The following is a 24,323-nucleotide window of genomic DNA, read 5'->3' on the forward strand; positions in this document are numbered from 1 at the left end:
TTCGTCCTCCTAATTGGGTAGTGGTTACATGCTTTGAATCGTGCCGCGTACGAGTGAAAGGAAGTCTTGGCGGACGCGTTCTGTCGTCTCGATGACTTCTTCATGGTTGAGCGGTTGATCTAAAATCCCGGCTGCCATGTTCGATACGCACGAGATGCCGAGCACTCGCATATCTGAGTGACGGGCCACGATGACTTCAGGCACCGTCGACATGCCGACAACGTCGCCTCCGAGCAGGCGAGCCATCTTCACTTCGGCCGGTGTCTCATACGTCGGACCCGTGTTCCCGAAGTAGACGCCTTTTTGAACAGAAAGTCCAAGTTTTGTGGCGACGCCTTCCGTCAATGTGACGAGCTCCTTATCGTACGCTTCTGACATGTCCGGGAAACGTGTTCCGAAGTCGCTCGCGTTCTTACCGATGAGTGGGCTCGTACCGAAGAAGTTGATGTGATCCGTAATGATCATCAAGTCCCCCGGGTTGAACGACTCGTTGCAAGCACCAGACGCATTCGTGACGATGAGCGTTTCGACACCGATCAATTTGAGGACGCGGACCGGGAACGTCACTTGTTCCATTGAGTAGCCTTCATAGAAGTGGAACCGTCCTTGCATCGCGACGACGCGTTTTCCTTCGAGGTCCCCGAAGACGAGTTGGCCGGCGTGGCCTTCGACGGTCGATACCGGGAAGTGCGGGATATCCTCATAAGGGATTTTCACCGCGTTCTCGATTTCATCCGCGAGGACGCCGAGACCTGAGCCGAGAATGAGTCCGATTTCTGGTGTTCCGTTCATGCGTTCCTGTAAAAATGCCTTTGTTTCGTTCCAATTTACCATGAGTAATGCCTCCTCAAATTTCGTTTAAGAAACTCTTTCCGTGTGCTGGTGCATCGACGTCGAAGTTATCGGCCACTGTGGCGCCGATATCGGCGAACGTTCCGCGGATGCCGAGGTCGACCGCTGTCGAACCGTGATGATGGACGATGAGCGGCACATATTCACGCGTATGGTCCGTTCCCGGTGCCGTCGGGTCGTTCCCGTGGTCGGCCGTAATGATGAGCAAGTCGTCTTCACGCAACTTCTCCATTACTTCCGGTAGACGGGCGTCATACTCTTCAAGCGCGATCGCATAGCCTTCTGGGTCACGGCGGTGACCGAAGAGCGCATCGAAGTCGACGAGGTTCAAGAAGCAGAGACCTTCGAACTCTTCATCGAGCGATTCGACGAGTTTGTCCATGCCATCCATGTTCGATTTTGTCCGAATCGCTTTCGTGACACCTTCGCCGTCATAGATGTCGCTGATTTTCCCGAGAGCGATCACATCTTTCCCTGCCGTCTCGAGCGTGTTCATGACCGTCTTGCCGAACGGCTTGAGCGCATAGTCGTGACGATTAGATGTCCGGACCCACGCGCCAGGCGTTCCGAGGAACGGTCGGGCGATGATGCGGCCGAGCATGTACGGGTCTTCGCGCGTGATTTCACGGGCGTATTCGCAGATGCGGTACAACTCTTCGAGCGGGACGACTTCTTCGTGCGCCGCGATTTGGAGCACCGAGTCAGCTGATGTATAGACGATCAAGGCACCTGTTTTGACATGCTCTTCGCCGAGCTCATCCAAGATCTCTGTCCCTGATGCCGGCTTGTTGCCGATGATGTCACGGCCGCTGAACTCTTTGAGCCGGTCGATCAAATCGTCCGGGAATTCTTCGAACACGCGGAAAGGCGTATCGATATGAAGGCCCATGATCTCCCAGTGGCCAGTCATCGTGTCTTTCCCGGCCGAGATTTCTTCCATGCGTCCGTAGGCGCTCGGTGTCGTCGACACTTCGATGCCGTCAATCGGCTTGATGTTCGACAGCCCGAGGCGGCCCATGTTCGGCATGTTCAACCCACCGTGTTCACGAGCGATATGCCCGAGCGTGTCTGAACCGACGTCTCCGAACTGGTCGGCATCTGGGGCTTCCCCAATCCCGACCGAGTCCATGACGACCAAGAAAATACGTTTAAATTTCTTCACAAAAAGTTCCTCCTTTAGTGTCTTTACGCACGCGGATGATGTTTTCGATAGACATCGTGGAGTCGTGCCTTATTGACATGTGTGTAGATTTGAGTCGTGGAGAGATCGGCATGCCCAAGCATCTGTTGGATGGCCCGAAGATCGGCCCCGTTCTCGAGCAAGTGTGTCGCGAACGAATGACGGAGCACGTGTGGCGTGATCTCTTTTTGGATGCCGGCCTCTTTGGCCCGTCGTTTGATCATCTTCCAGAACCCTTGACGGCTGAGCCTTCCGCCGCGCCCGTTCAAGAACAACGCCTCGGTCTCCCGACCGCCGAGCCCGTTACGGGCCTGTTGGATATAGCGTTCGACAAAACCTTGGGCGACAGACGACACCGGGATGATCCGGGCGCTCTCGCCTTTGCCTTCACACTGTAGATACCCCAATTCGAACTGTAAATCATCCAAATCAAGCCCAAGAAGTTCGCTGACGCGCATGCCCGTTCCGTAGAGCAGTTCGAGCATGGCCCGATCGCGGAGCGCGAGCGGGTCTGACGTCGGCACACTGTCGAGCAACCGTTCAACTTCATCTTGAGACCACGTGTCTGGCAGATGCCGTTCCGCTTTCGGCGTCTCCAAATAAAGTGCCGGGTCAGTCGTTGCACCACCTGTCATCTTCAAATGATGATGGAACGTCCGAATCGAACTGACGGCCCGTCGGAGTGATGAAGCAGCCCGACCGGCTTGCGATAACTCTTCCATATGTTTGACGATGTGTGCCCGCGTGACTTCATTCCATTCTGTCACCCCGAGTTGGGTAAGTGTCGATAAGTACTGGGTCAAATCGCTCGCATAGGCTTGTCTCGTGTTCGTGGACATTCGTTTCTCAACCGTCATATACTGCAAAAATAACTCGACTTGCGAACGCATGACATCCCCCTCCTTCCTCGCTACACCTGAATACGCTTACATCATATCACTTATGTAAACCGTTGTGAAGACGTCTGACCTCATTTTTTTTAAAGCTTTTTTGTGACAGGAATTGGTGAGGTTTTCACGCATATATTTCGATTGAGGGCTTACAAATCTCATCATGATTTGGTACACTCAAGTCGACTTATTAAAATGATTTAAAAAGTTTGAAAGGAGTCGTCTATGGACCAGACCATTACTAATCTGACGGTCGCCGTCAGACGTCAACTCGTCTTATCCGGTCATTCGACCATCGCCGCCATCTCAGAAGCGACCCGGCTCAGTTTTCCGACCGTCAAGAAGCAGTTGGAGCAGTTGATGGAGGCCGGTGAAGTGTTTGAACAAGGTTTTGAGGATTCACGCGGTGGTCGCCCAGCCAAACGTTACATCTATAATGAGCGGTTCACGCACGGATTGACGCTGTACGTCGAGAAGTCGGTCGTCCGCTATCGTGTCATCGATAGCATCGGTACGACGATCGACGACGGGACGCAGGAGATTCTACACGGGGACCACCTCGGTGCGCTCGGCTCGGTGCTCGACCGACAGTTGGACCGAACCCCCGATATGAGCGCGATCTCCATCGGTGTCGCAGCGGCCGTCGCAGATGGGACGGTCATCTTCGCCCCGGACTATCCGACGTTCGCACACCTCGACTTGAAAAGTTGGGTCGAGTCGCGTTCCAATCGCCCTGCCGTCATCGAGAACGATATGAACGCTGCCGTCTATGGATACGGACACACGCAAGAACTCGCCGGTGACCAATCTATCGTCTACATCTATTTAGGAAAGAACGGACCCGGTGCCGGGATTCTCATCAACGAACAGCTCATCCGCGGCAAGACGGGATTCAGCGGGGAAATCTCGTTTTTACCCCTTTACGACGATTCGACGTTTCATAATCGGATGGAGAGCGAGCGAGCGACCCCGCTTTCGGATTCCGCTTTCGATGCGCTCGGTCGGCTTGTCGCGACGTTCACCGCGACGCTGAATCCGAACGCCATCATTTTTTCGGATGTCGATCTCGTCGATCCTGAGTTGGAGGCAATCAGGCATGCTTGCCAACGTCACATTCCGGTGGCTCACATGCCAGATTTATTGATTGGCAACTGGGAGGAAGATTATTTTGCAGGCTTGGCTCGACGTTGCGTCGGGTTGATGCTTGAATCAATTTGAAGAGGTGTACCATGACAGGATTTTTATTATTGGCCGTGATTTACATCGCTTTTATCAGTCTCGGTCTGCCCGACGCCTTGCTCGGTGTCGGTTGGCCGTTGATGCACGTCGAGTTCAACGCCCCGATCTCGATGGCCGGATGGATTTTTATGACCATCGCCGCGGGGACGATTTTATCGAGCCTGCTCAGTGGCCGATTGCTCGAACGGTTCGATACGAAACAAGTCACATTCGGCTCCGGGCTCGTGACGGCTCTGTGCCTGCTCGGTTTTTACGCGGCCCCGTCCTTGATTTGGCTGTTTGTCCTATCGATTCCGCTCGGACTTGGCGCCGGCGCGGTCGATGCCGCGCTCAACCATTACGTCGCGGAAAACTATAAGGCGCACCATATGAACTGGCTCCATTGTTTTTGGGGCGTCGGAGCGACGGGCGGACCGCTCGTCATGGCCGGCGTCTTGACGGAGAACGGTTGGCGCGATGGCTATTTGATTGTCGCGTTGATTCAGTTCGCGCTCGCCTTCCTCTTGCTCCTGTCGTTCCCGCTCTGGAAGCGCGAAGTCAAAACGGAACCCTCCTCGCTCGAACGACAAGAGACGGCCGTGACCGCGCTCGATCGAAAACTGCCGAAAGGCGTCTCGTATGCACTAGCCACGTTCCTTCTTTATTGCGGCATTGAAGCGCTCATCGGACTGTGGGCCAGCAGTTACCTCGTCCAGATGAAACAGTTTTCGGTCGCGACGGCCGCGACGTGGGTATCGATCTATTACGGCAGCATCACGCTCGGGCGTTTCTTGAGCGGGTTCCTGTCATTCCGCTTCACGAATCGACAGATGATCCGACTCGGGCAAACCCTCGCCTTAATCGGTAGCCTCGTATTTCTCATTCCGACGACTGAAACCATGTTGATCGGCTTAATTTGTATCGGTCTCGGGCTAGCTCCGATTTACCCGAGCATGCTCCATGAGACGCCGCAGCGGTTCGGTGCGGAACGGGCCAAACGCTTGATGGGCTTCCAGATGGCGTTCGCCTACACGGGCAGCACGTTCCTGCCACCGCTATTCGGTCTCGTCGTGTCCCAGACATCGCTCGGTCTATTCCCGCTCGTGGCCGTTTTGATCATGGTTGGGATGCTCTTGAACACGGAACGCTTGAATGTCATCATGCATCAACAATCAAAGGAGGAACCCACATGAAGATCGAACACGTCGCCCTCTGGGTGAACGAACTTGAACAGATGCGCCGTTTTTATGAGACGTATCTCGGGGCAACGGCGAACGACAAGTATACGAACGAACAGAAACAGTTCGAATCGTATTTCCTGACGTTCCCTGATTCGACGTGCCGACTCGAGTTGATGCGCCGCCCGGACATCCAAGGCACACCTCGTGAAACGGTTGGCTACGCACATATCGCGTTCGCGCTTGGCAGCAAAGTAGCGGTCGACACGTTGACGCGACGGCTCGAGGCCGACGGCTATCCGCTTGTCGATGGTCCGCGGACGACCGGGGACGGCTATTACGAGAGCGTCTTCCTCGATCCGGAACAAAACAAACTCGAATTGACCATATAAGGAGACGACACCATGATCAAAGCCATCTTATTAGACCTCGACGGAACGCTATTGAACGATCAAAAACTCATCTCACCCCAAACGAAACAGACGCTCCTCGATTTGCAGGCCGAGGGTGTCAAAGTCGTCCTCGCCTCGGGCCGACCGAAACGGGGCATCGAACCGTTCGCCGACGAGCTCCGGCTCCACGAGTATGGCGGTCTCCTCGTGTCCTCGAACGGGGCATGTGTGACCGATGCCAGAACGAACGAGACGCTGTTCGAACAGGCCATCGATCAGGACGACGCGATTGCCATCTTGGATCATTTGACCGGATTCGACGTCATCCCGATGATCAATGACGAGACGTATATGTACGTCAATGACGTCTTCAGCGGCATGCTCGAGTTAAATGGTAAGCCGTTCAATATCATCGAATATGAGTCGCGCGGCGGACGGTTCCAATTGCGGGAAGAGCCGCGACTCGCCGACGCCATCACCTTCCCGATTTATAAAATCCTCGTCGCCGGACAGCCGGACTATCTACAGGCCCATGCCGACTTGCTCGCCGGACCGTTCAAGGACCGCGTGACGGGCATGTTCACGGCAGCCATGTACTATGAGTTCACGGATCTCGGCATCGACAAGGCCCGGGCACTCGATCACGTGTTCCGGGAGATTGGGATTGACCGCGAGCACGTCATCGCGTTCGGGGACGGCCATAACGACCGCTCCATCATCGAGTATGCCGGCATCGGGGTCGCGATGGACAACGCCGTCAAAGACATCAAGGCTATTGCGAACGAAATCACGCTGTCGAACAATCACGATGGCATCGCCACCGTCTTGTCCCGTTATTTGACGACGTGACGACATACAAAAGACAGGCAGCCTTTAAGAGGCTGCCTGTCTTGCTTTATCCGTTGATGACTGCTTTATGACCCTCAAGCGTGACGCCTTTGGCTTGGCACACTTTACAGATGCCGTGAAACGTCAAGCGATGGTCTTTGATTAAAAATTCGTATTTGCTTTCGACTTTCTTCTCGACGTCGACGAGCAAGTCTTCCATGATTTCTTCGACTGAACCGCACTCGACACAGACGAGATGGTGGTGCGAATGGTTCGCGCCTTCTGGTCTGAGGTCGAAACGGGCGACGCCGTCACCGAAGTTGACTTTGTCGACGACCCCAAGCTCGGTCAAGAGCTCGAGCGTCCGATAGACGGTCGCGAGCCCGATTTCCGGTGCGATGCTTTTGACGAGCATGAACACGTTCTCCGCACTCAAATGGTCTGTCTCATTCTCAAGTAGAATTCGGACAGTTGATTCTCGTTGCGGTGTCAATTTATATCCTTTGGCGCTCAATTGCTGTTTGATCCGTTCAATTCGCGTTTCCATAAGGCGCCCCCTCTTTGCATAATTCACTATTCAAAGCATACCGAAATTCGTTCGGTTTTTCAAATTAAAATGATTCCTATGTAAGTGTAACATATGTCACTCTAGTTTAGAATCATTTCAATTTAGATAATTGCCACCATTGAATCGCCATGATCGTCTTCGCGTCGGTGATGCGTCCGCTAGCCAGCAAGTCGACCGCCTCCTCGAACGTAAAGCGTTGGACTTGTAAAAATTCGTCTTCATCGAGGTTCATCACACCGGCCGTCAAGCCGTGTGCGACGTAGACGTCGACCCGTTCGCTACAAAAGCCGGGTGCCCCGTAAAACGAGAAGATTTTTTCAAGGTTCTCGGCCGTATAACCGGTCTCTTCTTCGAGCTCGCGCTTCGCGCTCGCAAGCGGCTCCTCACCAACTTCCAATTTTCCGGCCGGAATTTCGAGCGACATCGATTCGAACGCTTTCCGGTACTGCTCGACGAGGACGATGCGGTCGTCTTCATCGACGACGAGGACGGCGACGGCCCCGTTGTGATAGACGAGTTCGCGGACCGACGTCCCTCCGTTCGGGAGTGACACGACGTGCTTCTCCACGTTAAAGATCTTTCCTTCGTAAATGACTTCCCGTTCAATCGTTTTCTCTTCCATTGTATGTACCCCTCACCTTTTCCTATATACTGTAATTATGATTCATATTGACAGACGGAACAAGGAGGAATTATCAATGGCAGAGTTAGGATTAGGAACTATGTCGATTTTGAAACATGGCGAGGCGGAAGCGCGACAGATTTTAGAGGCCGCCTATGCGGCTGGCATCCTCCACTTTGATACGGCCGACGTCTATGACCATTTCGAAGTCGAAAAACTCGTCGGCTCGACGTTCGCCGGACGTCGGAACGAACTGTTCTTGACCAGTAAAGGCGGGAATCAATGGACAGGGGACGGAATGCGTTGGAATCCAACCCCCTCCTATTTAGAACAGGCCCTACACGATTCTCTCGAACGCTTACAGACGGATTACTTGGACTTATATTACGTTCATGGCGGCACGATGGAAGACGACCTGGACGCGACAATCGATTTCATGCGTCGACAGAAACAAGCTGGCGCCATCCGCCAAATCGGACTGTCCTCGATTCGCCCGAACGTCATCCGCTACTGGCTCGAACACGGAGAGCTCGATGTCTTGATGACCCCGTACTCCCTGCTCGACCGCCGCATCGAAACGCTCGAACTCGACATCCCGATCGTCGGGCGCGGTCCGCTCGCCAAAGGCATACTGACCGACGAATGGTCTGCCCGCTTGTCGGAGAAGGGCTTTGAATCTTGGACTGAAGCGGAGTTGCGCGACTTGATGCCGACGATTCCCGAACCGATTCAAGCGTACGCCCTCGCAGCCGCGGAGCGGACATGTGCCGTCGTCCTACCGGGCGCGTCCTCGGTCGACCAATTGAACGACTTGATCGCCGCTCATCAATACGCCGTCGATTCGCACAAACTCGACGATCTGTTGAACCGGCTGCCGGTCCAACCCTACACAAAACATGCGACCTGAACGTCAGGTCGCATGTTTGTCTCGCTGTTTCATCTGTTCGATGGCCCAATCAGCCCAACCGGCGTAATTTTCCATCATCCGGATGGCGTACTCGCTCGTCAGTAAATAACCGAGCGTGTCAGCCTCGGACTGGTGCGCCGCTTGAAACGCCCGAATCTGATGAGCGACTTGTTCATGATGCGCTTTCGTCTCCTCGACGTAACGGATCGCCTCGTCGAGCGGGAGTAGTTGCAGGAGGCTGACCCGTAGCAAGTTCTCATCTTTCATCTTCGGTTGGTACGAGGTCGGTTGCCGGAGCCAGTCGATTAGCTCTTGACGTCCCGCCTCGGTGATTGAATAAATCTTTTTATCCGGTAAGTCATGTTGAGCGACGTGCTCAGAGGAGACGAGTGATTCGTCTTCCATCTTTAACAGTTCGCGATAAATCTGTGTATGATGGGCGTGCCAAAAATGAATCATTTGTGCTTTGAACGTCGCGTTCAAGGCATAGCCGGTAGCGGGTTGATGGGTCAATAACCCGAGTAGTGCATGACGTAACGCCATAACCATCACCTATCCCTTGCGGTTCTATTTTTATAAGTGTATCACATATTGCGATACGACCGAGAATGCCAATCGGTTGACGCCCGTTACGAATACACAGACAATATATGTGAAGGGAGAGATTTTTATGAAACCGATCCAATCTGATCAACAATTCCAAGAGGCCATCCAAAATAAAGGTATGGTCATCTTTACGACATCATGGTGTCCCGACTGCCGTCGTCTTGATATGTACGTCGACGAACTAGTCAAAGATTATCCGCAGTTCAACTGGTACGTCGTCGACCGCGACGAGTTGCCTGAACTGTCGGACGCGCAAGAAGTCCGAGGCATCCCCTCACTTCTTTTCTATCAAGAAGGCGTCAAACAAGAACACCTCCACTCGGCGAACGCCAAGACGGAGATGCAAATCCGCTCGTTCCTCGATACGTTGAACGCGTAAACAAAAAGACGGCCGTCGTGGTCGTCTTTTTTTGTTCACTTGAAGCGCTCGAGATAACGCCGGTCGATGCGCCGCTTTAGCCAAAACGGCAGACGACCGTGCCATGTCAGCTTCCCGAACGTCAAGAGTGCCCGTCCTGGGGTCGTCAACAAAATATTGAGCGACGTCCGCGATTTGAACCGGCGTGGCGTACCGAGCAGTTGACGGGCGACATGCCGACCCGAACGGACGGCATCGACACCACCGTTCAATCGGGCCGCCATATCCCCGGTGATATAAATCTCGCGGTAGACCGGGTGTCGCAAATCGTCTTCCGTGTCGATGAACGCCCCATCGTCCGCAAGTCCAGCCTCAGACCAAAACTCATCAGGAACGACACCGGTCGCGTCTAAGACGAGTCCCTCTGTCTGAGTCCCTGGTTGGAACGACGTCAGAATGAGCATCACGCCGCTGCGGACGAGACGTCGCGCCATCTGTCGCCCGACATGACGGGGAAGTTCGGGTAAGATGTCACGAGCATAGAGCGTCACGCGTTGCTTCTGTCTGAGGCAAGCGAAGGCGAGTTCGACTCCGGCTTTGCCCCCGCCGACGATCGTGATTGCATCACTCTGTAAAATCTCGTCCAGCATGTTTGTCGTCATCGGTTTTAACCGGTTCCCGATCCCACGACTCTTCGCACCGGTCGCGAGCACGAGGATGTCATATGCGACGTGGCCGCGATCGGTTTCGACGAGGCGCGCATCCGGATCGAGACCGATCAGGCGCTCGGCGACGGGAGAGACGTCACGACGCAACCGCGTCGTCGCCGATTCCATCTCGCCAGCGATCACTTGAGGAAACGCACCCGTATAAATCGCCTCTCGTCCACCGATATACGACACTTCGTAGTTTTCGTTAAGCGCATCGAGATGTTCTAGAATCTCGAGCTGCCCATGACCGAGCCCGACCAAGACAAGGCGCGGCTTCATCTTAGAATCCGCCTTGCTTCAAACAAACGTTGGAGGATCGTGAACACTTCAAGCACGAGGAAAATCGTCGCGATGACGCCGATCCATGTCGGGAAAAGAATCATGAGCGTGAACAAGATGAAACATTCCGTCCGCTCCAAAATACCAGGCTGATAATAAAATGATTTCTCTGAACGGCGTGAGCTGCTCGCCCCGACGGCGAGGAATAACGTCATCGCCACGACGAACGACCCGAGCAAGAGCAGGAAGATCGGCATATGTTCAGGATGTCGTAGAGCGAGCGCGATGACGACGGCAATCTCGACGATACGGTCGAAGACGAGGTCGAGCACCGTGCCGAACCCCGTCTTTTGGGAGCGCCGGGCCATCGTCCCATCGAGGACGTCGAAGAGACCCGACACCCATAACAGCAACACGGCCGTCCACAACATATCGTTATAAATGAACAGACCGACCGAGACACCGATGATGCCTCCGAGGATCGTCACCTCGTTCGGGGTAAAGTTCCATTTCAAAAGCCGATCGGCCCCGCGCTCGATGACGGGACGGACGAAGCGGCTACCGTATGTGTCTAACATCAAATTCCTCCTTGTTTCTGTCGCAAATAATACGTCTCTCCGACTTTGAACGATTCGCTCCGCGGTAAGATGACATATTCCCCGGTCGGGCGCCGGTACTCGCCGAAATGATGCCCGAAGCGAATGAACGTCCGGACGAGCACGATCGAATCGGACGTCGCCTCTGTCGACACGTCGATATCGGTCGACGGAAGCAGCGTACCGCTCACTTCGACAAAGTCACCGAACGTCGACTCCGTCTCGGATAAACGTCCCGGCGTACCGGTCACCAGAACCCGACCCGTCTCGAGTAATGTCACCCGGTCGGCGACGAGCATCGCTTCTTCCCGGTCGTGGGTCACAAGGAGCGCCGTCAACTCGAGTTCACGGACGAGGTCACGAATCAGTCGTTGCAACTCGGATTTGAGACCGGGGTCGAGGTTCGTGAACGGCTCATCGAGCAGAATGAGTCGAGGCGCGGCAGCGAGCGCCCGGGCGAAGCTCGCGCGTTGCTGTTCCCCTCCAGACAATTCATGAATTTCAGCGTCGTATCGGCCGGGAAGCTTGACTCGGGTGAGCCACGCTTCCGCTTCTTCCCGTGACCGGTTCGGCGTGGCGAGCGTCACGTTCTCGCCGACTGTCAGATGCGGAAACAAGAGCGGGGATTGGGACAACATCGTAATCCGGCGCAAGTGAGGCGGTACCCCATCGAGCGGTATCTCATCCCACGTCACCGACCCGGCATCAAGCGTCTCAAGTCCGGCGACGATGCGGAGCAGTGTCGACTTCCCGGAACCGCTCACACCCACGAGGGCATGGATTTCTCCGTTCGGGATAGTGAGATCGATGCCGCACAACACATTGCGGTCTTTAAAACGTTTTCGTATTCCTGACAATACCAAGCTCATTGCAAACGCCCCTTCACCAATCTAATCCAGATGCCAAACATCGCACCGAGCCCGATATAAAATAAGGCCGGCAACGAGACGAGCACCCATGTATTTTGTAACGCCAATGAGACGTCATTGCCTGCGTAGGCCTGATACAGTCGCGTTGTGACCGTCGGGACGAGTCCGGCCCCGATCAATTGGACGAGCACGAATTGACTCAACACGATGACGGTCGAGAACAAGACGATCGTCCGGACCGACTCTTTCATGAGCGGGAATAGGACGAACCCGATCCGGGTGAGCGGCGCGAGCGTCAGTGACTGTTCGAGGAGCGGTCTCCCGATCACGTACATGGCGTTGTATGCCAATCGAATCGAATACGGCAACGTCGTGACGAGTAGGACGAGCCCGACCCCCGTGTACGTCCCGATGAGTCCGACTTGGGCGAGGGCGATATACATGCCGAACATGCTCGCCAAGACGGGGATAAACAATGGCAGAAACGTGAGCCACTCGACCCACGCCTTCCATTTCGACTCGGTGAACAAGAGCCACCAGGCCGTCCCGATGCCGAGCCAAACGTTGATGAGCGCCACGGCGACCACGTAGGCGACCGTATTCAAAATCGCCTCGTCCCACGTGGGCGACGTCGGGAACGTCAAAAACAACCCGGCGAACGGAAAGACGACGAAACAAGCGACGAGAAGTCGACTCATCGTCTCACCCCCCGTTCGATTCGGCGTCTCCGCTTGGCCGTCAAAGCGTAGGATGCGATGACGCCGCTGAAGATGAACAATGTCCAAGCGAGCGCGACCGCATACGACTCGAATGCATTTAAAAACAGACCAGTCGTCAATCGCTCGTAGGCGAGTACCCCGAGCAGCTCGGGGTACGTGACACCTAGCAAAGCCGGCACTTCATAGGCGAACGAGATGAACGCCACGAGCACCCAGAACGAGTCGAGGAGCGGTTTGATGAGAAATGGCCATTCGGCCACTCTGAACTGTTCGAGCGGTTTGAGCTGGAGCGTCTTAGCCATATCCAAATACCCTGGATTCAGTTGGCCGTATGTGCCGACCACCATCAAAAAAACGAACGGCACCTCTTTCCAAACGTACGTCAAAATGACGACGAGGTGGTGACGTTCGTTCGCCTCCACCACCCCATAGAACGGGAAGCCACTCGAGAACAAGACATAAAATAAATACGCGGCCGCGACGTGCGGGACGAACATCGGCCATCTGAGTAGCGACGCGAGCCATGTCGACCGGCGTCGGTACACCGACCGGGCGAGCCATGTCCCGATGACAAGGGACATGGCCGTCGAGACGAGTGTCACATACAGCGTCACGGCGAGACTGGCGCGCCAGGCCTCATCGTTCAACTCAGACCAGTCGAAGCCGACGGTCTCGTAGATCAAGAAGGCGACACCGGTGAACGGCAAGGCCAGAACGAACAGACTGATCCATAGACTACTGCGCGACACGTTCCCACTCCTCGCGAATTGCGTCAATCACGGCCGGCCCATAGTCGGGAATCGATCGTTCGGCGAGACGTTCCGGATCAGGATAAGTGACCCCGTCATCAAGCTTCAAGAAGGCGTCACGGTCGGACGCATCGAGTTTCGTCAAATCAAGCGATGTCCCGTCCCCCCAGTATGTCGCATCTTGTTTGGCGAGCTGGGCTTCCGGTGACAGTAACTCATTGATGACGACGAGCGCACCGTTCGGATTTTTGGCGTTAAACGGAACGGCGAGAAAATGCGTCGAGGCGATTGAATGCTCGAGCACGAGTGCCCGTGTCCCCTTCGGGAACACGCCCTCGTTACGTTCCGCCTCGGCCCGGCGCTCATTGAAGCCCATCGTCATCCAGACGTCACCCGCGGCGTACAACTGGTCGAGTTGGGCGAGTGACTTCGGATATGTTGACCCTTGTTTCCATAGGGTCGGCGACCACGTCGCAAGCTTCTCCCAGAACTCGTCTGGAATCTCTCCGTCACCGGCCGCAGTCCCATACTCGGCGTAGAGCAGATGGCGCACGAACGCGTTGCCCGTGAAGTCTGTCACTTCAGGATACGTGAAACGGCCCGGATTTTCTTCGGTCCAACGATGTAATTCGTCGAACGTCGTCGGCGGATTTTTCACTTTGTCCGCATCATAGTGCATGACGAACTGCACGTTCCCCCAGGCGACCTCGAGCCCGTCGGTCGGGGTGCCCGCATCAGTTGCCTGGGCTTCTTCGTTCAACAGCGCGGCGTTCGGGATTTTGTCGAGCAGGTCGCCTTGGAGCAACTCCGCCTCGGCGGCGTTACGGAAATTGTCCCCATTGATCCACATCAGATCGATGGTGCCTTCTTCTCGGTTCGCCCGTTTGTCGAGCGACAATTGGCGCACGAATTCGGCCGTGTCCATCGGGACGCGGTTCAATTCCACGTCATACGTCTCTTTCAGACGGGGCGCGACATATTCATCGATATAGCGATTGATGCCGTCATCGCCTCCCCACATATAGAAATTGACCGTCGACTGTTTCGCTTCTTCAGCCGCCTGTTCGAACGTCGGTGCGATTTCGGCGCGCGTCGTCCCGCAGGCAGCGAGGAAGACGAGTGACAGCATCAAGCCAAATTGTTTCAATCGGCGCATCGTGTCTCCCCCTTTTTTCTCTGTGTTGACCCATTTACTTTCTGTCAAATCCCCGTTTTGCGAGCCGCTCGAACATGACCGGGCACATTGCGTACAGTTTTGCGCCAAGATTCATCCACCATGGGGCGTTCACTTCACGTTTTGTCGCCTCACATGCAGCGACGACGCGTTTTGCGAGACGATCGGGGTCGAGCATAATCGATTTCACGCTCGCCTCGTAACGTCCACTCTTGTCGGCCCGGAGAAAGAACGGTGTAGCGATCGGACCCGGATTGACCGTCAACACATGAATCCCTTCCGGCTTCAGTTCCAACCGAAGCGCGTTTGAGAACTGAAGTAACGCCGCCTTTGAACCGGCATAGACGGCCGACTTCGGCGTCGGTACTTTCGCCGCTTGCGAGCAGACGTTGATGATCGTGCTGCCGCGGCGCATCGACCGGGCACAGTCACGTGCGAGCATCATCGGGGCGATCGCGTTCAAGCGCATCGTCTCCTCGATGACGTCGGTCGATTGATCGACGACCCGGTCGAACTCACCGATACCGGCATTGTTCACCCAGACGTCGATTGGCCCGTATGTTCGTTCGACGTTTGCCACGAGCGTCTCGTATTCGGTACAGACGTCGGCGACGAGCCAATCGGCCGATAGTTTCGTGCCGAGTTCACGCAATCGGTCCTCACTTCGTGCAATCAATGTCAAGCGGGCACCCGCCTCATAAAAAGAATGCGCCAGCGCGGCCCCAAAGCCGCTCGACGCACCCGTGATCACAATATGTCTCATTCCACAAATTCCTCCGCTCTCATATAGATCCATTTTCCGTCCTTCAACCGTTTGACGACGCGGCCACGTTCCTCGAGCAACGTCAAGCGCGCGAACACCTCACTGAAGACGAGCGGCATCGCCCGACGCATCTTGCGGCCATAGAGGCGCATCGACCAATCGAACACGCTCAACCCGTCGACCCAATCGGCGAGCAGCAACTCACTCCGTTCATAACGCTGGGCGATGCGCGCCTCGATCAACGGTCGCGGTTTTTGAATCGGTTCCCCGTGCCCGCTCACGACGAGCTTTAAATCGACATCTTGAAGTTTTCGGAGCGAATCGAGATACAGGACGACCGGTGAGGCAAACCCTTCCTCCTCGTACGGTTGTTCAATGAGCGGGTTCGGTTCAACCGTATCGATCAAATGATCACCCGCGATCAAGACACCGCCTGGACCAAGCAGACCGAGCTGGTCACTCGCATGACCAGGCAGATGGATCGTCTTCCATGCCCCGTCACTCGTCACATCCTGACCGTCCTCGAACGTCATCGTGACGGTCGTCGGACCGATCCAACGAAGCGCTTCCCGATAATCAGGCAGTTTGTTCACAATCGACTCGGGTGTACCAAACCAGTGCGCCAAGTCGTGTAAGAACTGGTTGCCCCGTTTGATGAAGTTCGGTGTCTGTTCCAAATAGCGAACGAGCTTCTCGTGTCCATATACAGGAATCGAGGCGTCACGTAAACGCCAGGCCTGCCCTGCATGGTCGGCATGATGGTGCGTCAAAAATAAAAAATCAATATCCGCGAGATTCAGTTCGAGCTCGGCCAATTGTGTCGTCAATGAAGTCCACGCCTCTTCCGTGTCTGGTCCACAATCGACCATGAAGAAACGGTTCATATGTTCGACGACATAGACGTTCACGTTGCCGACCTCGAACGGCGTCGGTATATCGAGTCTTGCCAGTTGGCTTGAAATCCAGTTCGCCACGTCCCCACAACCCCTTCCACCTATCTTCACTCATTATACCTGTCGATCAGAATGGATTTCAATCACACAAAAAAAGGAGAGGATTTCTCCTCTCCAATCACTTATAAGTTGATGACGGTAACTTTATCGCGTGTCATCGTCTCGAGGCTGCGTCCAATCCCTTGGACCCCGAGGCCTGATTGCTTCACGCCGATGAACGGGAAGTGGTCAGGGCCGCGTTCTGTGCGACCGTTCACTTGGACTGTACCGACTTCGAGCTTGTCGGCGACCGTGAAGGCGTTGTTCACGTTTTGTGTGAACACGCTCGCTTGAAGACCGAACTCAGACTCGTTCGTGAGTTCAATCATCTCGTCGAGCGACTTGACGCGGATGACCGGCAACACCGGTCCGAACGGCTCTTCCCAAGCGACGCGCATCTCACGCGTGACGTGGTCGAGGAGCGTCGGATGAAGGAGGTTGCCGTCGCGTTCGTTTCCGTGGACGACCGTCGCTTGTTTGTTGACGGCGTCGTCAATCAAACCTTGGACGTAATCTGCCGACTTCTTGTCGATGAGTGGGACGATAAAGCTGTTATCGACCGGTGAGCCGACCGTGAGCTTCTCGACACGTTCTTTCAACATACCGACGAGTTCGTCTGCTTGATGCTCGAGCACGAATACGCGCTTGATCGCCGTACAGCGTTGTCCTGAATACGAGAACGCCCCGCTGATGATTTGATCGGCAGCCAGGGTGAGGTCCGCATCTTCGAGGACAAGGGCCGGATCTTTCCCGCCGAGTTCGAGCACGACAGGTACCATCGATGCCTGTTGCGACAAGTGTTGACCTGTCCCGGTACCACCTGTGAATGTGATCATGTCGATGCCAGGGTGTGACGTCAAGTAGTCACCGATGACCGATCCGCGTCCTGTGACGAGGTTCAATAGACCGCTCGGAAGACCTGCATCTTGAAGTGCCTCGACCATTTTCACACCGCTGATAGCGCCTTGTGTCGCTGGTTTAAACACGACCGCGTTACCAGTGATAAGAGCCGGTGCGATTTTGGCTGCTGCCAAGTTGACCGGATAGTTGAACGGCGAGATTGCGAGGACGACACCGAGTGCTTCTTTCTTGATGATCGCCATCTTGTTCTTCGAACCGCCCGGGAATGAGTCGCCTTGCATGAATCCGCCTGTGAAGCGAAGTCCTTCTTCCGCCGTATAGCGAATGATTTCTGCTGTCCGGACGACTTCTTTCTTCGCATCGCTCAAGTTTTTCCCGACTTCGCACATGATGATTTGACCGATCTCATCTACGCGCTCTTCGAGTTTGTCCGCCCAAGCGTACAACAGTTCGGCACGCTTGTTGACCGGAAGCGCCGCCCATTCCTGTTGTGCGCTTTTCGCGCCGTGAATTGCCTCATCGACTTCATCACGAGACATCGCCTGGACATGTCCGACGACTTCTTCTGTATAAGGTGAAACGAGTTCGATTGTTTCGTTCGTTGTTGATTCCTGCCATTGTCCATTAATTAAATATGGATACGTGTTCATACTCATAATCTCTATCTGCCTCCTGAGTAAGCTTTGATATCTCGTTGCCACCCCCATTGTATGCAAAATCAAATCGGTAGAACAACTATAAAGATTCAGTTTATGTAATGTAAACGGTTACTCGTCAATTTTTTGTCAATTCCGCCTCGACTTTGACACTTTCAACTGTAGATGTTCATCAAATCGACCGATAGAAAGGAAGAGAGTACGTGAACTAGGAGGGACCACCAGTGAGCATGGATCATAATATTTTACTTGAGGCAGGCACGAACGAATTAGAAATCGTCATTTTCCAATCTGGCCCGTTCATTTTCGGGATCAACGTCATGAAAGTACGTGAAATCATCACGATGCTTCCCCTCACCCCTCTACCGGGTACCCCGGAAGCGATCATGGGGCTCATCGAGCTTCGCGGCGAGGTCATGACCGTCATCGATTTACCAATGGTCATCGGTCACCCGCGTGACGTTGGAGAGAACGACCGCTTGATCGTCTGTGAGTTCAACGGAGAAAAGTCGGTGCTCCGCGTCGACCAAGTGACCGAAATTAAACGAATCTCATGGGAACAGATCGACACGCCGTCCGATCTCGCGCGCGGCATGCAAGGCATCACGAACGGGGTCGTCAAAACGGGAGACCAGATGATTATCCTTCTCGATTACGAGCGGATTGCGCTCGAATTGTCACGAAAGGATATCATGGCCCGCGAATCGGTCAAACGGCTCGGTGCCCGGGAACGGTCGAACAAACAAGTGTGGATCGCGGAAGATTCAGAGATGTTACGGACGCTCATCATCGACACGCTCGACGATGCCGGCTACTTCAACACGACGATCTTCAACAACGGAAAGGAAGCGCTCGATGCGTTCGAACAGAGCGACGTTCATTGCGACCTGCTCATCACCGACATCGAGATGCCGCAAATGGACGGCTTGCATTTGACGAAACGACTCCGTGAGATGGACCAATTCGCCGACCTGCCAATCGTCATCTTCTCTTCACTCATCTCGGATGATTTGAAGCATAAAGGCGACGCGGTCGGGGCGAACGCCCAGATCACAAAACCAGAGATCGGCATGCTGATCGCCACACTCGACGAATTTTTAGCCTGATTTGAAAAACGGGATTTCGCCTCGCGGCGGAATTCCGTTTTTCCTATGGCAACTCGTTCAAGTGGGTGTCCCATTCTTGATCGAAGCGATGCATATCGGCTTCAATCTCATCGAGAATCGGTTCGAGGTTCGACGTCTCGTTCGTCTCCCCAGCCATTTCGAGCTGATGGAATCGAGCGGCCGTCTCATCGAGCCCGACAGAATAAGAGGCCCCTTTCAACAAGTGTGCAAGTTGTTCGATTTGTTCGTGATTTTGTTCACGCACCATCTGCTTCAATTCAGGGAACTTCGCCTCGAATTGACGCACGTACGTATCGGCAATCTTTTTCAAAAATTCTTTATTTCCGCTAGCGATTTGATGGAGCTCCGCCAACTTTTCTTCGTTAAACAGAGCATTATGGGGCGTTTGTGACAACTCCATCCCTCCTTTGACTCAATCCTACTACCATTCTTTCCCACTGTAGCATGTTTTCGAGAAAAAACAAAAAAACTCCTCCTTTTCCGATTGCACTCTCTCAATCGCCTACCTATAATTAGGTTGAGCTAAGGTAGGAGGAACATTATGCTAACGATTTACCGTACCGACGCATCTGGGCGTGTCGACGAAATCGACGACTTTGATAAAGGAAGCTGGATCCAACTCGTCAATCCGACGAAAGACGAGGCTGATCAAGTCATCGCCGCCTCCGGCATTCCTGAAGACTTCGTCTACGACCCGCTTGATATTGAAGAAAAACCACGATTTGAAAAAGATGATGAGGGGCTCCTCATGATCATCGACGTCCCGTACGTGGAAGAGGATGATACGGGACGCGCCTACAACACGATTCCCCTCGGTATCATCGTCACCGGCCGACATTTCATCACCGTCTGCTCACGAGACCTCGACGTGCTCAACCTGTTCGCCAACGGAAAAGCCCGGCTGTTCCGAACGAACTATCGGAGCCGGTTCGTCTTCCAGATTTTGCACCGAGTCAGCATGACGTACTTGCGTTTCCTTCGCCAAATCGACCGGCGCATGGACGAGCTCGAGCAAGAATTGCAACGTTCGATGCGAAATCAGGAAATCTTTCAATTGATGAACTTACAGAAGTCGCTCGTCTACTTCATGACCTCACTTAAAGCGAACGACAGCGTACTCGACCGCATCGTCAAGACACCGAGCCTCGAGAAGCACGAGGAAGACGAGGAATTGCTCGAAGACGTGTTCGTCGAGCACCGCCAGGCGATGGAGATGGCGTCGATCTATAACGACATCATCAGCATTAAAATGGACGCCTTCGGTTCGATCATCTCGAACAATGTCAACTTCGTCATGAAGTTCTTGGCCTCGATCACAATCGTGCTGAGCATCCCGACGATGATCTCTGGGATATTCGGGATGAACGTTCAAGTCCCATGGGAAGGCCAATCGATCGGTTTCGTGTTCGCGCTCGCGATGATGGTCGGCTTCTCAAGCCTCGCCTTTTATATTTTGTGGCGTAAGCGTTATTTCTAAAGAAAAGGAGGGTGTCGCCGGCTACGGTGACACCCTCTTATTTACATCAATTTGACCGTGACGAGACAAAGGTCATCGTCGATCTCGATTTTAGGGACGAGCTGTTCGGCGACATGGCGTGCGTAGTCGAGCCCGTAGGACGCGATGTCCTTCTCGAGCCAACGGATGCCGTCATCGATGTCTTTGCTGTAACATTCCATCAGCCCATCCGTATACATATGCATCGTCATACCCGGCTCGATGTCAATCACGTTTGACTCATAGTTCGGCTCCTCGAACATACCGACCGGCACTCCGGTCGTCTCGAGGCGCGTGACGCCTGTATCAGACGTCACGATGATTGGCGGATGTCCGGCGTTGACGTACTCGATTTGACGCTTCGTCGTATCGATATAGCAGTATACGGCCGTGAAGTAGCTCTGCATGTCCTCTCCCGAGAACAAGAACGTCATCTGGCGGTTCAACTCGCTCATCACATCGACCGGATATTGGACGTTGCCGACGAGGCCCGGTAAAATCGAACGAATGCCCATCGTAATCAACGCCGACGACACGCCATGCCCCATCACATCAAAGATGATGACGCCGTAGCGATCAGGTGCGACTTGGAACCAGGCATACATGTCACCGGCCAGTTTTTTAGACGGCAAATACAAGGCCCGGACGTCAATCTCATCGTTACTGATCGGTGGGGTCAAGGCACTCTGTTGAATCTTTTGCGCGAGATCGAGGTCATATTGAAGACGTGCCTCATATTTCTTCCGTTCATCCACGGCTGCTTTATAGCGAAGTGCCGAACGGATCCGTGCGAGCAGTTCCGTGATTTTAATCGGTTTCGTCGTATAATCGGACGCCTCAGCGTCAAGTCCTTCCGCAATCTGCTTTTCTTCGGTGCGGCCCGAGACCATGATCACGGGCAATTCCTCGTAACCGGTCATCTGTCGAATCCGTTTGCATGTCTCAATCCCAGAAATCCCTGGCATCTCGACATCAAGCAGGACAAGGTCGTATAGCGACGGGGCTTGCGGATCCATCAGGAGCGCGAGCGCATCTTCACCACTTGAGACCGAAATCGTCTCATAATCATGTTGATGCAATAATTGTTCGAGAACCATCGTATTGACCGGTTCGTCGTCCACAATCAAAATCGCCATAGTCATCCCTACTTTCTCTGTCAGTGTTCTTCTGCATATTATTGTATCATATCTAATCGCCTCATTAGGTATTTCAATGCTGTGACAGTTCGAAGTACCCGAAAGATGGAGAATCTCTTTCGTTTTTGGCATACTAGAAGTACGAAAGCGAGGAATGGCCCATGGGATGGATTTTTGCAGTGAGCGGTTTGATTATCTTGCTCGTCTTGATTGCCTCGATCGTCGTCATTCAAAAAGGATACGCCTACAAGGACAACAAAGACGACATCGTGCTCGATTACGAGGAGATTAACCGCCGCATCACCGAAGATGAGCAGCAGAAAAAATAAGAGCTATCCATGACGGATGGCTCTTATTTTTTATTTAAATTCGAATCGGAGCGCCCCTTTTTCAAGATAGAGCGCAGCGTCGAACGTCTTGTCCCCTTTTTTGAACGTATGCACGTTCGACTGGCCGCCGTTGATCATCTGTTTCAGCTCATCCTTGGCAATCCCGACGCCGAGCACTTGTTTCGACATCGTGAACTTGCACCCTTCGCGATAACCGCTGCAGCCGATAAACTTCGGATGCTCGACGAGCCCTTTGCCGCAGCTCGGACAGACGCCGAACGACGCTTTTGGCCGTGCCGCAGATTTTTTCCCGAAACGTCTTGCTTCAATCGTGTAGCCTTCCGGGTTTGCCGACTCGACACGCGCTTTCGCCTCTTCGACGAGATGAATCGACATCTTTTTCGCCTGTTCGATAAACTCGGCGGCGGATGCCGATGCCTGTCCAATCTCATGGAGCCGCTTCTCCCACTTCGCTGTCATGGCCGGCGAGGCGAGGATGCTGTCGCCGAGCACATCGATCAAGAGACGGCCCTTGTCGGTCGGGACGAGCTCTTTCTTTTGCAGGTCGACATAACCCCGTTTTTTCAATCCGTCGATAATATTGGCCCGCGTGGCCTCGGTGCCGAGCCCTTCGACTTCTTTCATGATGTGAATCAGTTCCTCATCATCGAGTTGCTTGCCGGCCACTTTCATCGCCATGATCAGTGCCCCTTCCGTATACCGTTTCGGTGGCTCCGTCTGTTTCGATAATACTTCGACTTTTTTTTCGGTCAACGGTTCACCGACCGTAAGTGCCGGGAGCTCCACGTCCTTGGACTTCATCTCGACGACTTGCCGGTACCCGGGGCTGACGACGACCGTCCCTTTCGCCCGGTATAGGTCGTCCCCGTCCATGAGGTCGACCGTCGTCTTCTCAAGCTTCGCCGGAGGGGCGAACGCCGCAAGAAAGCGACGGTTAATCAAATCGTATAGTTTTGCCTCGTCCCCGCTGAGCCGAGCCACATCGCCACACGCCTCCGTCGGGATGATCGCATAGTGATCACTGACCTTTTTCGCATTGACGTAGCGACTGTTTCGCGACGGATTCTCGGTCAACACGTCCTGAAGTCCGGCATAGGCCGCGGATTTCAACAGCCGGGCTTTCGTCTGCGGGAACAGTGTCGCTTCGTCCGGTGTGACGAAGCTCGAGTCGGTTCGTGGATAACTGATCCACCCTTTTGTATACAACTTTTGAGCGATATCGAGCGTCTTCTTCGCCCCAAAGCCGAACCGCTTGCCGGCCTCGGCCTGCAAACCCGATAAACTGAACCAAAACGGCGGGTATTCCGTCTTGTCCTCTTTGTCAATCGAACGGACAATCGCTGTCCCGGTCGCCCGGTTGACGACCGCATCGGCTTGTTCGCGTGTCTTCAGTTTCGTCGTCTTCCCGAGCGTGTATTTCGCTTTGAACGTGCCACGTCCTTTTTGAAGTGTCGCCTCGACCTCGAAATACGGCTCTGGGACGAACTGTTTAATCTCACGTTCACGATTGACGATCAAAGCGAGCGTCGGCGTCTGGACACGTCCGAGCGAGAACACGTCCTCGATACCGATCGTCTTCAACAGCGTCGTATATGCCCTTGAGGCGTTCATACCGACGAGCCAGTCGGCACAAGCACGACTCATCGCCTCATGATAATAAGGGACGGTCTGGTCGCCGGGCAGCAGTTCGGCGAAACCACGGTCGACCGCCTGTTCGGTCAAACTTGAGATCCAAAGGCGTGACAACGGTTTTTTATTGCCAGCGAGTCGTAAAATGAGCCGGACAATCGCTTCTCCTTCTCGCTCGGCATCGGACGCGATGATGATATCGGTGATGGAGCGATCGTGCAGCCATTTTTTGATCGTCTGGAACGGTTTCGATTTACCTTTCGAGATGCGATAGTCGAATCGGTCCGGCACAATCGGGAGCGACTCATATTTCCACGACTTCCATTCCGGTTTATAGTGGGACGGTTCTTGAAGCTCGCATAAGTGACCGACCGCCCACACGACGATGGCACCTTCCGGGAAACGGGCGCAAGAAGCAATCTCAATCTCGTCTTTTTTCTTTTTTGATGGATACGGCGCAGCCAGTTTTTGAGCCTGCGACGGTTTCTCCGCGATGATTAGTCTCATAGGATCCCTACTTTCAAAGTCATCCGAAATATCTCGTCGGAACGACACTTTCGAGAAAGAATGTATTTTCTTATCTATTCTATAATATCATTAGAAGAGTATGTACAACATA

27 protein-coding genes are annotated in these 24,323 nt (G+C 54.1%); 9 read left to right on the top strand and 18 right to left on the bottom strand.

Annotated features, from left to right (window positions below):
- Positions 1-24: 24 nt before the first annotated feature.
- Genes KNP06_RS07445 through xerD form a run of 3 tightly spaced genes read right to left on the bottom strand, consistent with a single transcriptional unit; the run spans position 25 to position 2,922 of the window.
- Positions 25-834, bottom strand: coding sequence for a purine-nucleoside phosphorylase (locus tag KNP06_RS07445; protein ID WP_214788405.1), 810 nt, complete (start codon positions 832-834; stop codon positions 25-27).
- A 13-nt stretch (positions 835-847) separates the two neighbouring features.
- The gene (deoB, locus tag KNP06_RS07450) at positions 848-2,014 is read right to left on the bottom strand and encodes a phosphopentomutase (protein WP_214788408.1); all 1,167 of its coding nucleotides are present in this window, start codon (positions 2,012-2,014) and stop codon (positions 848-850) included.
- A gap of 23 nt (positions 2,015-2,037) precedes the next feature.
- Positions 2,038-2,922 (bottom strand): site-specific tyrosine recombinase XerD, encoded by an 885-nt coding sequence (xerD, locus tag KNP06_RS07455; protein ID WP_114166052.1) that lies wholly within the window; start codon positions 2,920-2,922, stop codon positions 2,038-2,040.
- A gap of 225 nt (positions 2,923-3,147) precedes the next feature.
- On the opposite strand from xerD, the gene KNP06_RS07460 reads away from it, so the two are divergent.
- From KNP06_RS07460 to KNP06_RS07475, 4 genes are read left to right on the top strand one after another with little or no spacing between them, the layout of a single operon-like run.
- On the top strand, positions 3,148-4,140 hold the full coding sequence (locus KNP06_RS07460; protein WP_214712615.1) for an ROK family transcriptional regulator: 993 nt from the start codon (positions 3,148-3,150) through the stop codon (positions 4,138-4,140).
- An 11-nt stretch (positions 4,141-4,151) separates the two neighbouring features.
- The gene (locus KNP06_RS07465; protein WP_214712616.1) at positions 4,152-5,333 is read left to right on the top strand and encodes an MFS transporter; all 1,182 of its coding nucleotides are present in this window, start codon (positions 4,152-4,154) and stop codon (positions 5,331-5,333) included.
- Positions 5,330-5,710 (top strand): VOC family protein, encoded by a 381-nt coding sequence (locus tag KNP06_RS07470; protein WP_214712621.1) that lies wholly within the window; start codon positions 5,330-5,332, stop codon positions 5,708-5,710. Before KNP06_RS07465 ends, KNP06_RS07470 begins: the two co-directional genes overlap by 4 nt.
- 12 nt (positions 5,711-5,722) lie before the next feature.
- On the top strand, positions 5,723-6,559 hold the full coding sequence (locus tag KNP06_RS07475; protein WP_214712623.1) for a Cof-type HAD-IIB family hydrolase: 837 nt from the start codon (positions 5,723-5,725) through the stop codon (positions 6,557-6,559).
- Positions 6,560-6,605: 46 nt separating this feature from the next.
- Here KNP06_RS07475 and fur read toward each other — a convergent pair whose 3' ends face one another.
- Positions 6,606-7,085 (bottom strand): ferric iron uptake transcriptional regulator, encoded by a 480-nt coding sequence (fur, locus tag KNP06_RS07480; protein WP_016509373.1) that lies wholly within the window; start codon positions 7,083-7,085, stop codon positions 6,606-6,608.
- A 112-nt stretch (positions 7,086-7,197) separates the two neighbouring features.
- Entirely contained in the window at positions 7,198-7,728 is a 531-nt protein-coding gene (locus tag KNP06_RS07485; protein WP_214712625.1) for an NUDIX domain-containing protein, read from the bottom strand.
- A gap of 76 nt (positions 7,729-7,804) precedes the next feature.
- On the opposite strand from KNP06_RS07485, the gene KNP06_RS07490 reads away from it, so the two are divergent.
- On the top strand, positions 7,805-8,635 hold the full coding sequence (locus KNP06_RS07490) for an aldo/keto reductase (RefSeq protein WP_251129758.1): 831 nt from the start codon (positions 7,805-7,807) through the stop codon (positions 8,633-8,635).
- 3 nt (positions 8,636-8,638) lie between these two features.
- On the opposite strand, the gene KNP06_RS07495 is transcribed toward KNP06_RS07490, so the two are convergent.
- Positions 8,639-9,178 (bottom strand): PadR family transcriptional regulator, encoded by a 540-nt coding sequence (locus tag KNP06_RS07495; protein ID WP_034777872.1) that lies wholly within the window; start codon positions 9,176-9,178, stop codon positions 8,639-8,641.
- Positions 9,179-9,305: 127 nt separating this feature from the next.
- Between KNP06_RS07495 and KNP06_RS07500 the strand changes: the two genes are divergently transcribed.
- The gene (locus KNP06_RS07500) at positions 9,306-9,620 is read left to right on the top strand and encodes a thioredoxin family protein (protein ID WP_138859316.1); all 315 of its coding nucleotides are present in this window, start codon (positions 9,306-9,308) and stop codon (positions 9,618-9,620) included.
- Positions 9,621-9,655: 35 nt separating this feature from the next.
- On the opposite strand, the gene KNP06_RS07505 is transcribed toward KNP06_RS07500, so the two are convergent.
- The 9 genes from KNP06_RS07505 to KNP06_RS07545 all read right to left on the bottom strand — a co-directional run bounded on the left by KNP06_RS07505 (position 9,656) and on the right by KNP06_RS07545 (position 17,970).
- Positions 9,656-10,588: an NAD(P)/FAD-dependent oxidoreductase gene (locus tag KNP06_RS07505; protein ID WP_138859315.1), complete on the bottom strand. Its 933-nt coding sequence runs from the start codon at positions 10,586-10,588 to the stop codon at positions 9,656-9,658.
- Positions 10,585-11,166, bottom strand: a complete 582-nt coding sequence (locus KNP06_RS07510) for a CDP-alcohol phosphatidyltransferase family protein (RefSeq protein ID WP_138859314.1) — start codon at positions 11,164-11,166, stop codon at positions 10,585-10,587. Before KNP06_RS07510 ends, KNP06_RS07505 begins: the two co-directional genes overlap by 4 nt.
- Positions 11,166-12,053 carry an ABC transporter ATP-binding protein gene (locus KNP06_RS07515; protein ID WP_214712630.1) on the bottom strand — a complete coding sequence of 296 codons (888 nt, stop codon included), beginning with the start codon at positions 12,051-12,053 and terminating at the stop codon, positions 11,166-11,168. Before KNP06_RS07515 ends, KNP06_RS07510 begins: the two co-directional genes overlap by 1 nt.
- Positions 12,050-12,751 (bottom strand): ABC transporter permease, encoded by a 702-nt coding sequence (locus tag KNP06_RS07520; RefSeq protein ID WP_214712631.1) that lies wholly within the window; start codon positions 12,749-12,751, stop codon positions 12,050-12,052. The genes KNP06_RS07515 and KNP06_RS07520 overlap by 4 nt, the downstream gene beginning before the upstream one ends.
- Entirely contained in the window at positions 12,748-13,521 is a 774-nt protein-coding gene (locus KNP06_RS07525) for an ABC transporter permease subunit (protein WP_214712632.1), read from the bottom strand. Before KNP06_RS07525 ends, KNP06_RS07520 begins: the two co-directional genes overlap by 4 nt.
- Positions 13,508-14,677, bottom strand: a complete 1,170-nt coding sequence (locus tag KNP06_RS07530) for an ABC transporter substrate-binding protein (protein ID WP_214712633.1) — start codon at positions 14,675-14,677, stop codon at positions 13,508-13,510. Before KNP06_RS07530 ends, KNP06_RS07525 begins: the two co-directional genes overlap by 14 nt.
- Before the next feature lie 34 nt (positions 14,678-14,711).
- Entirely contained in the window at positions 14,712-15,458 is a 747-nt protein-coding gene (locus KNP06_RS07535) for an SDR family NAD(P)-dependent oxidoreductase (RefSeq protein ID WP_214712634.1), read from the bottom strand.
- Positions 15,455-16,432, bottom strand: a complete 978-nt coding sequence (locus KNP06_RS07540; protein ID WP_138859308.1) for an MBL fold metallo-hydrolase — start codon at positions 16,430-16,432, stop codon at positions 15,455-15,457. The genes KNP06_RS07535 and KNP06_RS07540 overlap by 4 nt, the downstream gene beginning before the upstream one ends.
- Before the next feature lie 101 nt (positions 16,433-16,533).
- Positions 16,534-17,970 carry an NADP-dependent glyceraldehyde-3-phosphate dehydrogenase gene (locus KNP06_RS07545; protein ID WP_214712643.1) on the bottom strand — a complete coding sequence of 479 codons (1,437 nt, stop codon included), beginning with the start codon at positions 17,968-17,970 and terminating at the stop codon, positions 16,534-16,536.
- A 227-nt stretch (positions 17,971-18,197) separates the two neighbouring features.
- On the opposite strand from KNP06_RS07545, the gene KNP06_RS07550 reads away from it, so the two are divergent.
- A complete protein-coding gene (locus KNP06_RS07550; RefSeq protein ID WP_034777893.1) occupies positions 18,198-19,073 on the top strand; it encodes a chemotaxis protein CheV in 876 nt (291 codons plus the stop codon).
- Between the two features lie 43 nt (positions 19,074-19,116).
- Here the strand turns inward: KNP06_RS07550 and KNP06_RS07555 are convergent, their stop codons facing one another.
- On the bottom strand, positions 19,117-19,494 hold the full coding sequence (locus tag KNP06_RS07555) for an Hpt domain-containing protein (protein ID WP_138859307.1): 378 nt from the start codon (positions 19,492-19,494) through the stop codon (positions 19,117-19,119).
- Positions 19,495-19,635: 141 nt separating this feature from the next.
- Here KNP06_RS07555 and KNP06_RS07560 point away from each other — a divergent pair, with 141 nt between their 5' ends.
- Entirely contained in the window at positions 19,636-20,571 is a 936-nt protein-coding gene (locus KNP06_RS07560; RefSeq protein WP_034777898.1) for a magnesium transporter CorA family protein, read from the top strand.
- A gap of 41 nt (positions 20,572-20,612) precedes the next feature.
- On the opposite strand, the gene KNP06_RS07565 is transcribed toward KNP06_RS07560, so the two are convergent.
- Positions 20,613-21,725 (bottom strand): PP2C family protein-serine/threonine phosphatase, encoded by a 1,113-nt coding sequence (locus KNP06_RS07565; protein WP_138859306.1) that lies wholly within the window; start codon positions 21,723-21,725, stop codon positions 20,613-20,615.
- Between the two features lie 161 nt (positions 21,726-21,886).
- On the opposite strand from KNP06_RS07565, the gene ytzI reads away from it, so the two are divergent.
- Positions 21,887-22,054, top strand: a complete 168-nt coding sequence (gene ytzI, locus KNP06_RS07570; protein ID WP_131436521.1) for a YtzI protein — start codon at positions 21,887-21,889, stop codon at positions 22,052-22,054.
- A 30-nt stretch (positions 22,055-22,084) separates the two neighbouring features.
- On the opposite strand, the gene KNP06_RS07575 is transcribed toward ytzI, so the two are convergent.
- The gene (locus KNP06_RS07575) at positions 22,085-24,211 is read right to left on the bottom strand and encodes a DNA topoisomerase III (protein ID WP_214712635.1); all 2,127 of its coding nucleotides are present in this window, start codon (positions 24,209-24,211) and stop codon (positions 22,085-22,087) included.
- Positions 24,212-24,323: the final 112 nt, after the last annotated feature.

The organism is Exiguobacterium sp. s21 (assembly GCF_018617975.1).
Lineage (GTDB): Bacteria > Bacillota > Bacilli > Exiguobacteriales > Exiguobacteriaceae > Exiguobacterium > Exiguobacterium mexicanum_A.